General features: G+C 63.7%; 5 protein-coding genes and 2 tRNA genes. 3 read left to right on the top strand and 4 right to left on the bottom strand.

From position 1 onward, the window contains the following. Positions 1 to 209: 209 nt before the first annotated feature. The 4 genes from sseA to ACS5Q0_RS21550 all read right to left on the bottom strand — a co-directional run bounded on the left by sseA (position 210) and on the right by ACS5Q0_RS21550 (position 3,589). Complete coding sequence (gene sseA, locus ACS5Q0_RS21565; RefSeq protein WP_473128706.1) at positions 210 to 1,064, bottom strand: 3-mercaptopyruvate sulfurtransferase; 855 nt, start codon at positions 1,062 to 1,064, stop codon at positions 210 to 212. Between the two features lie 40 nt (positions 1,065 to 1,104). After that, entirely contained in the window at positions 1,105 to 1,827 is a 723-nt protein-coding gene (locus tag ACS5Q0_RS21560; RefSeq protein WP_473128705.1) for an alanyl-tRNA editing protein, read from the bottom strand. 77 nt (positions 1,828 to 1,904) lie between these two features. Next, positions 1,905 to 3,380, bottom strand: a complete 1,476-nt coding sequence (locus tag ACS5Q0_RS21555; protein WP_473128704.1) for a cryptochrome/photolyase family protein — start codon at positions 3,378 to 3,380, stop codon at positions 1,905 to 1,907. Positions 3,381 to 3,514: 134 nt separating this feature from the next. Beyond that, positions 3,515 to 3,589: transfer RNA gene (locus ACS5Q0_RS21550), tRNA-Asn, on the bottom strand. Between the two features lie 199 nt (positions 3,590 to 3,788). Here ACS5Q0_RS21550 and ACS5Q0_RS21545 point away from each other — a divergent pair. The 3 genes from ACS5Q0_RS21545 to ACS5Q0_RS21535 all read left to right on the top strand — a co-directional run bounded on the left by ACS5Q0_RS21545 (position 3,789) and on the right by ACS5Q0_RS21535 (position 6,173). Beyond that, positions 3,789 to 3,862, top strand: a tRNA-Cys gene (locus tag ACS5Q0_RS21545). Between the two features lie 25 nt (positions 3,863 to 3,887). Next, the gene (locus ACS5Q0_RS21540; RefSeq protein WP_473128703.1) at positions 3,888 to 4,550 is read left to right on the top strand and encodes a protein-L-isoaspartate O-methyltransferase family protein; all 663 of its coding nucleotides are present in this window, start codon (positions 3,888 to 3,890) and stop codon (positions 4,548 to 4,550) included. A gap of 255 nt (positions 4,551 to 4,805) precedes the next feature. Beyond that, positions 4,806 to 6,173, top strand: a complete 1,368-nt coding sequence (locus ACS5Q0_RS21535; protein WP_473128709.1) for a TolC family outer membrane protein — start codon at positions 4,806 to 4,808, stop codon at positions 6,171 to 6,173. The last annotated feature ends 25 nt before the right edge of the window (positions 6,174 to 6,198 follow it).

The following is a 6,198-nucleotide window of genomic DNA, read 5'->3' as shown; positions in this document are numbered from 1 at the left end:
GCACGTACCAAGGAGGCGCTCTGGACCACCATCGGAGAACTGCTGGACGCCTTCGAGCCGAATGAGTGCCAGAACTACATCAGGAACTGCGGGTATGAGCCCGTCTAAGTCGAATCTGCTCTAACTTCACAGGACGATGCCCGGTGTTTTGACTGTGCGACTCGCCACCCTCAATCCCTCCCCGCAGGGAGAGGAAGAGCATTATGCGCTTATCTTCTCTTCGCCGGTCCCGTTTCCACCGGCAGATCCTCGCGGGAGCCCCAATCGGACCAGGAGCCGTCATAGATGGCCTTCGCGGGATGTCCCAGGGTCTCGAAGGCCACCGAGAGAACGGCGGCCGAAACCCCCGAGCCGCAGCTTGCGATGATGGGGCGATCGAGATCGAGACCCGCGTCCCGGATCGCCTGCGTGAGGCTGGCCTTGTCCTTGAGGCGTCCGTTCTCGACGACTTCGCTCCACGGAAGGTTGAGACTTCCGGGAATGTGTCCCGACCGGAGGCCGGGTCTCGGTTCCGGCGCCTCGCCTCTGAAGCGATCCGCGGCGCGGGCATCGACCACCTGGGCGGAGTTCGATCCAACCGCGTCGCGAACGACGCCGGCATCCGCGACGGCGGCTGCATTGAAAGAAGGAGTGAATGTGCTGTGGGCACGGGGCCTCTCCGGTCCGGTTTCCACGGGACGGCCCTCCGCCTTCCAGGCGGGAAATCCTCCTTCGAGAATGTACACCCGGGGAGCGCCGAAGACCTGGAACATCCACCGCACGCGGGGAGCGGAGTACAGGCCTATGCCGTCATAGACGACGATGGTCATGTCCTGACTGATGCCCAGCCTGCCGGCGGCCTTCGCGAAGTCCTGGGGTGAAGGAAGCATGTGCGGGAGGGACGACGCGGTGTCCTTGACCGTGTCGATGTCGAAGCGCACCGCGCCGGGAATATGGCCGGCCAGAAACTCCGCCTGCGGATCGCGGTTCTGCGCCGGGAGATACCAGGAGCCGTCGACGATCACGACATTCGGATCCTCGAGATGTTCCTGCAATCGCTCGGGTGTAACGAAGGGATGTGGCATGGCATTGCTCCTGGCGGTCGTCCGGTCGGTGAAAAGCGGTTCAGTCCACGAGGGACAGGCGAACGCGGCGGTTCTGCTTGCCCTTCTTCTCGATGTCGGTGATGAGCGCCTGTCCGATTTCGCCCGTGCGGCGCACATGTGTGCCGCCGCAGGGCTGCAGATCGATTCCCGCGATCTCCACGAGACGCACCCGGCCTGAACCGCGCGGCGGCTTCACCGACATGGTCTTCACGAGACCGGGATTCGCGTCCAGCTCCTCGTCCGTGATCCATCGCTCCGTGACGGGCGCATCCCGGGCGATCAAGGCATTCAGTTTGTCGGTCAGATCGGCCTTGTCGAGGCCCGCATCGGGAATGTCGAAATCGAGGCGCCCGTCGCCGTCGCCGATCGCGCCTCCGGTGACCGGGTAGGGCAGGACGACGCTCAGGACGTGCAGCGCGGTATGGACGCGCATGCACTTGAAACGGCGGTCCCAGTCGAGCTCCATGTCGATGCTTTCCCCTTTTGAAAAGCGCGATGCGGCCTCCGGTCCCACGAGGTGAACGATCCGGGAGCGGTCGGAGCCGTAGACCGTGTTCGTCACGTCGATCCGCTCGCCGTTCCGGCGCCGGATGACGCCGACGTCGCCCGGCTGACCGCCGCCTTGAGCGTAGAACACGGTTTGGTCGAGGATGATGCCGCCGTCCGGCGTTACATCGAGGACGGTCGCCGCGCAGGATCGGGCATAGGCATCGTCGCGAAACAGGAGAGCGGTGGCTGTCATGGTCAATCCGAAAGACGGGAGCGCAGGAGCGTTCCTGCGCAGGGGTGCACGATGCTGACGGCAACAGGCGGGACGGGTCAAGCCGCTCCCTTGGTCTCATCGTCGAGGTCGCGCAGGGTGCGGAAGGCTGCAAGAGCCCGCTCGCGCGCCGGGCCATGCGGAACGATGGGGGCAGGATAGGTGCGCCCGATGTCCACGCCGGCGGCCCTCAAGGTTGCGGCGGGCGCTTCCCAGGGCTTGTGAATGAACGCAGCAGGGAGCCGGGCGAGTTCCGGCACATAGGCGCGCACGTAGTCTCCCTGCGGGTCGAACTTCTCGCCCTGCGTGACGGGATTGAAGATCCGGTGGAACGGTGCCGAATCCGGGCCTGATCCCGCGATCCATTGCCAGTTGAAGGCATTGTTGGCCGGATCCGCATCCACCAGCGTGTCCCAGAACCAGGCTTCACCTTGCCGCCAGTCCGTCAGCAGGTGCTTCACGAGGAAGGAGGCCACGATCATCCGCACGCGGTTGTGCATCCAGCCGGTGCGCCAAAGCTGACGCATGCCCGCATCTACGACGGGATATCCCGTCAGGCCCTTCTGCCAGGCCTCGAGACTCGTTGGTTCGACCTCCCACGGAAATTTTTCGAAGCGGAGGGCATGAGATTTTTCCGGCAGGTGTGGATAAGTGTACAGGAGCTGATGGCTGAAATCGCGCCACACGACCTCGCTCAGGAATTTCTGCGCATCCTGCGTGAGTTCGGAGCGCTCGGCCACGAGATTGCGGACGGCATGCCAGACCTGACGGGGGCTGATCTCTCCGAAACGCAAGTGCGGCGACAAGCGGGACGTACCTTCCTTCGCAGGCATGTCCCTCATTTGCGCGTAACCGGGCAGACCATGCTCGAGAAAATGCCGCAGCCTGTCCTGAGCGGCCAGTTCGCCGGGATGCCACGTCGTGTGGAACTCGGCAGCCCAATCGGGCTTCACCGGCCTCAGGCCCAGGTCCTCGATCTGCACGATTCGATCGAGAATGGCCTGGGGCCAGGGACTGTGCGCCACCTTCTTCGGGGCAGGGAGAGGCGCTTCGACGGGCCGCGCCATCACGGTTCGCAGATATGGCGTGAAAACCTGGAAGGGCTTCCCGGCCTGATTCACCACCTGCCAGGGCTCGTTGAGCAGCCGGCTCTTGAAGGTTCGAACCCTGATTCCGCGATCCGTCAGGCGCTTCTTGATCATGCCGTCGAGGGCGATCTCGGCTGCGCCATAGCGCCGATTCCAGAAAACGGCCGATGCTCCGGTGGCGGTCACGGCCTTATCGAGGGCGTCCTGGGCGGGGCCTTGCAGGATGAGCAGGCGAGAACTCGCTCTCTTCAGAGAATCGTCGAGGGCGGCAAGCGAGCCATGGAGCCACCAGCGGGCCGCGCCGCCCAGAGGCCGTAATCCATCCGTCGCATCCTCCAGGATGGCGAGGCATAGAACCGGAAGGCCCGTTTCCACGGCTGCGAGGAGGGCAGGATTGTCGCTCAGGCGATGATCGTCACGAAACCAGACTAGGGCAGGGGAGGCCACGCCGCTTCTCCACAAGACACATCGAGGAAGGCCAGTGCTGCGATGGCAAGCTATGCAACACGAAAGCCGCGCAACGCCAAGCCAAGCAGGGCACCTTCAAGAGGAAAACTCGATTGCAGGAGAGTTGGGGAGGTTGGCTCCGGCGGTAGGATTCGAACCTACGACCAACGGATTAACAGTCCGCTGCGCTACCGCTGCGCCACGCCGGAATAAGCCATACCTTCGGGAGACTTTCGCCTCTTCTCGCCGGGCTGCTGGAGCAGCTCTCGTCGGCGACGGTGCGTGGCATATAGCACGAGTTTTGCGGGGTGCAAGCCCCTTTCGTCAGCGATCTTGCAAAACGGGCTGTTGCTCTTTGGGAGGGCACTTGCTATGAGGCTCCCGCCGCAATCGTGGCACGCCCCGGATGGCCTCGTGGCGGAGTGGTTACGCAGAGGACTGCAAATCCTTGCACCCCGGTTCGATTCCGGGCGAGGCCTCCAAGTCGAATTTCTGAAGGCAATCTCCATGGTCGATTTCTCGCAAGCGCGCCGAATGATGGTTGATAGCCAGCTGCGCACTTTCGATGTGAACGACATCCCGCTGCTCGACGCCATGGGCAGCGTTCCGCGTGAGAAGTTCGTTCTCCCGGGCCGTGAGGAGCTTGCCTATATCGATCAGGACATCCTGGTCGGTGAAGGCGCCTCCCATCGATACATGCTCTCTCCGATGAATTTGGGCCGCATGATTCAGGCCCTGAGTATCGAGGCGGGAGACAAGGCTCTGGATGTGGCCTGCGGCCGTGGCTATGCCTCTGCCGTCCTTGCCGAGCTCGGCGCCCAGGTGACGGCGCTGGAATCGGACGAGGGACTCGCCGCCGAGGCACAGAAGAGCCTTGCGGCCGCCGGCGCCGAGAGCGTCGAGGTCGTGACGGGTGCTCTCGATCAGGGCTTCGCCAAGAATGCTCCCTATAACGTTATTCTGATCAACGGCGCCGTCGATCTGCGCCCCGATGCGCTTCTGGAACAGCTGGCCGAAGGTGGTCGCCTGGTCTGCGTGAAGGGCCGGGGCCGCGCGGCGCGAGTGACGCTTTATGTTCGCTCGGGCAATGCGTTCGGCGAGCGGGCCCTCTTCGATGCGGCGGCTCCCGTGCTTGCGCCATTCGTGCAAGAGCCCGGTTTCACGTTCTAATCCCGTTCTCTAAATCCTTAATATCCTTAATTTCCTTCGTGAAAGGTGTCGCTTTTTTGCGCCACCTCACTGCTAAAATGCAGTCATGAGCCGTGCGTTATTGCCGACTCGTTTGGGATGGGTATTGTTGCGCTTTGAATCGTGCGAGTCTTGTGAATCGGTTTCGGTCGTGAGTTTTTGGTATCTTGGGTCGTTAGGCAGGTGAGCGTGAACGGGAAGCAATCCAGCAGGCAGTATCGCATCCTCCTCGGGGCCATGACCTCCGTGTTCGTTCTGGCGGCCACGGGCAGCGTCTCGGCCGAGACGCTGGAAAGCGCTTTGGCCAAGGCCTATGGCAACAATCCCAACCTGAACGCCCAGCGCGCCAGCGTGCGTGCGACGGACGAGAACGTCGCTCAGGCGAAGTCCGGCTACCGCCCGACGATCACGGGCACGGCCGACATCAGCCGCAGCTATTCTCAATATGACAGCCGCCAGCCACCGAGTTTCCTCAGTTCAGGGGGGGAGCAGACCTCGGTTCTCACGCCGCGCGGCTATGGGATCGAGCTCAATCAGACGATCTTCGACGGTTTCCGGACGGACAATTCAGTACGCCGAGCCGAATCCGGCGTCCTCGCCGCCCGCGAGGACCTGACCACGACGGAGCAGACCACTCTGGTCAGCGCCGCCACGGCCTATATGGACGTGCTGCGGGACACGGCGATCCTTGACCTCCAGCGCAACAACGTCGAGGTCATCGACGAGCAGTTGCGTCAGACCCGGGACCGCTTCAATGTCGGCGAAGTGACCCGGACGGACGTGGCCCAGGCGGAATCGCGCCTGGCGGCAGCCCGCTCCCAGGCAAGCCAGGCCGAGGCCAATCTGCGGGCGAGCATCGCGCGGTACCGCCAGTTCGTGGGTGTCGAGCCCCGGCAACTGGCACCGGGACGGCCTCTCGACAAGCTCACGCCGAGCTCGGTGGATGCGGCTTTGAGAATTGCATTCGGCGAGCACCCGGCCATCAAGTCGGCTCAGCACGCCGTGGATGCGGCCGAGCTGCAGGTGAAGATTGCGCAGGGGGCTCTGGCCCCGCAGCTCGGTGTGACGGCTTCCGTCGCGCAGCGGTTCGATACCCGGATCGGCAACGACGAGGTTCTCACCGCCTCCGCCGGAGCCCGCCTGACCGTGCCGATCTACGAGGGCGGTCAGGCTTATTCCGCAACGCGGCAGGCCAAGGAGCAGGTCGGTCAGGCCCAGCTTCAGGCCGACTGGGTTCGCGATCAGGTGCGCGCGGCCGTCGTGTCGAACTGGGGCGCGCTCGAAGCCGCTCGCGCTCAGATCCAGGCTGCCCAGGCGCAGATCGATGCGGCGGAGACGGCGCTCAGCGGTGTTCGCGAGGAGGCCCGCGTTGGCCAGCGCACCACGCTTGACGTCCTGAACGCCCAGCAGGAGCTTCTCACGGCGCGTGTGAACCTGATTCAGGCGCAGCGTGATCGCGTCGTCGCGTCCTATCAGCTCGTCAGCGCTATGGGGCGCCTCACCTCCCGCGCCCTGGGCCTCGCTGTGAATCACTACAGCCCGAAGGTCCATTATGACCAAGTCAAAGATCTTTGGATCGGTACGACGACGCCTGACGGTCGTTGATAAGTTTCGGGGCCGGAACGTTTTA

The organism is Microvirga sp. HS2 (assembly GCF_055792805.1).
This window is presented reverse-complemented; position numbering and strand designations above follow the sequence as displayed.

What these genes read in the sequence shown, in the direction of transcription:
- ACS5Q0_RS21535 (WP_473128709.1), top strand. Translation starts at nt 4,806, where the DNA reads ATGACCTCCGTGTTCGTTCTGGCGGCCACGGGCAGCGTCTCGGCCGAG.
- sseA (WP_473128706.1), bottom strand. Translation starts at nt 1,064, where the DNA reads ATGCCACATCCCTTCGTTACACCCGAGCGATTGCAGGAACATCTCGAG.
- ACS5Q0_RS21540 (WP_473128703.1), top strand. Translation starts at nt 3,888, where the DNA reads ATGGTCGATTTCTCGCAAGCGCGCCGAATGATGGTTGATAGCCAGCTG.
- ACS5Q0_RS21560 (WP_473128705.1), bottom strand. Translation starts at nt 1,827, where the DNA reads ATGACAGCCACCGCTCTCCTGTTTCGCGACGATGCCTATGCCCGATCC.